This is a genomic window from Campylobacter showae CC57C (assembly GCF_000344295.2).
Lineage (GTDB): Bacteria > Campylobacterota > Campylobacteria > Campylobacterales > Campylobacteraceae > Campylobacter_A > Campylobacter_A showae_B.
On record NZ_AOTD01000048.1, the window covers coordinates 1 to 2,382 of the forward strand.

The 2,382-nt window shown below is 30.1% G+C and carries 2 protein-coding genes; both read left to right on the forward strand.

Features of this window, described 5'->3' with window-relative positions; translation table 11 throughout:
* Window positions 1-111: 111 nt before the first annotated feature.
* Window positions 112-315: a DUF6471 domain-containing protein gene (locus H740_RS02080; RefSeq protein WP_002950772.1), complete on the forward strand. Its 204-nt coding sequence runs from the start codon at window positions 112-114 to the stop codon at window positions 313-315.
* A gap of 15 nt (window positions 316-330) precedes the next feature.
* Entirely contained in the window at window positions 331-2,322 is a 1,992-nt protein-coding gene (locus H740_RS02085; protein WP_002950774.1) for a hypothetical protein, read from the forward strand.
* The last annotated feature ends 60 nt before the right edge of the window (window positions 2,323-2,382 follow it).

Sequence of the window (2,382 nt, forward strand, 5' to 3'; positions counted from 1 at the left end):
ATTTTATTAGATTATTTATAACTATTTATTGCCATATTGTAAAATTTTAGATATAATCATAAAAAATATTCGTCTCGGCATTACGAACAAATATAAATCAAAAGGCTATCAATGACCGAATATGAAAAACGAGCAAAGGTGTATCTAAAAACACAAATGGCAAAAGCCGATATAGACTATCCAAGACTAGCGGAGCTATTAAAAGAAAGAGGCGTAAAAGAATCAAGAGAAAACTTAGCAAATAAAATCAATCGAGGCAAGTTTAGCTTTGCATTTGCTTTGATGATACTAGATGTACTTGGTGCTAATATATAAGTAAGGAGTATAAAAATGAGTCAAAAAAAGAATGAGAAAATTTTAAAAAATATATTAAATGAAAATTTGCTTAGTCTAAAGAAAGAGGCGCTTGTAGGCAGAATGCTAGAACAAGAAGTGGCAGGTCAAAGAGTTTTTTATGTATGGCTAAAACAACAAGGTTACGACATAAAACCTGAAAGGATGGATAAAAATCAAAGCGATGGTATTATAGGAAATACTATTATCGAGTGTAAGCTTAATGAAAATGAGGGAGGCGGTGCAAAGAAGGCGTATGAAGAGCTTTACGTTACTATTCCTGCAAGATTAAAACAAAAGGGTGAAAAAATACCCTATTACCGTATTTATGTTGAGCTACAGACATTTCAGGTAGAAGTATATGACTGCCATTGCAACTTAGTAAAAAGATTTAATTGGTATAGACAACATAGTTTATTTAAAAAATTTTTTAATGACAAAAAAGAAACTTATGAATACGATTTATCTGATTCTGATGTAGATTTGGTGGAAGTTATACAAAACATTTATAAGATTTTTCATATAAAAACAAAAATTGAAGCATACAGAAAGCTTAAACAAGGAATTATTGGTTGGTTTAAGCCGTTTGATTATAAAAACGCAGACATTAATAGACTAATACTAAACAATGACAGAATGAATGAAAAATACGTCCAAAAAATGGAGGGTGCATTTTTTACTCCATCACAATACATACAAATTTCTACGCAATATGTTTTAAATGCAATAGAACAGAGCAAGCAAGACGGTTATGATGATTATGTAATTATTGATAGATGTGTTGGTGTTGGAAATTTAGAAAGTCAATTTAATGAAGAGATTTACTCACACTTAATTTTAGGGACAATAAACGAAGCCGAAGCTTTAACTGCAAATATACGTTTTATGGGATTAGCGCAAGTAGAAGTCTTAGATAGTTTATCTAAAAATGGAGTAGAATTTTACCAAGAAGCTATAAAAGCATACAAGGAAAAGCATAAAGTCAATAAGTTAGCAGTCATTTTGCTAGAAAATCCTCCATATGCTCAAACAAATTCAAATAAAGATGGCGGACTAAAGTCTAAGTATCAAGAAACTTGGGTGCACACTCAAATGTCTAGGGGCGGAGAGGACCTAGATGAACAATTTGTATTTTCAGCATTCGAATACTATGACCCTTATGCCTATATACATTACGGACCAATAAAAATTTGGAAATCAAGAAATTTAATAAACAAAGAAGTGAAAGAGTGCTATTTGTGTAACAGAAAATTTTTTAATGCTAGCGAAAGCGCTATTGCTTTAATCAGTTGGCGAAATAATGATAAGCCTGTTAAAGAATTACATTTCAATAATGATATAGATAATGATTTTGTTATAAAAAAAGTAGAAAATACGATTTCTAATCTTTATAAAGACGATGGTAAAAAAAATGGAATTTGCGTAATAGAAGCAAGAAATTTCTCTTTTGCTTCACCGCGATTAACTGGGAGCATAAATTCAAATGAAAAATATGGCAAAAAATGGATAAGTAAAGCAAATTTGCTTAAAGTTGTCCCTCTTTTTTGCGCTGCAAGAGATGAAGTTAGTGAAAATGGATACATAACTGATGACTTTAAAGATTATAGAATTATAGATACCGTATATAAAACTAGCGATGGTGGTACAGCATATCAAAAAGATAAAGAATTCTTACAAGATTGCCTATTATATACAATTTGTTCACACAAAAACGATTGCGACCAAACTTCTAAATTTTGGGAAGTAGCCGATAAGTTGCTAGATAAAAAGCGAAAAAATAGCAAAATTTATCAAATTTATAAATGGCTTAGCAATGAAACTAAAATAAATGGACTAAAAAGTATAGAAAGATATAAAAAGAATGAATACGGTAAACTATGGAGAGAACATAATCTCTATCCAAAAATTGTAGATTTAAAGGCTAAGCTTAGAACGTTACACTTAGAAAAAATTCGTCCTAAAATGCTTAAATATGAGCTTTTAAAGTAGAATTATTAAATAAACATAAATTGTGTGCTAACTTTTTTGTGCGAATGCTACATAATACCG

Bases quoted from the DNA above. Each gene is read 5' to 3' on its own strand.
- H740_RS02080 (WP_002950772.1), top strand. From the start codon at position 112: ATGACCGAATATGAAAAACGAGCAAAGGTGTATCTAAAAACACAAATG.
- H740_RS02085 (WP_002950774.1), top strand. From the start codon at position 331: ATGAGTCAAAAAAAGAATGAGAAAATTTTAAAAAATATATTAAATGAA.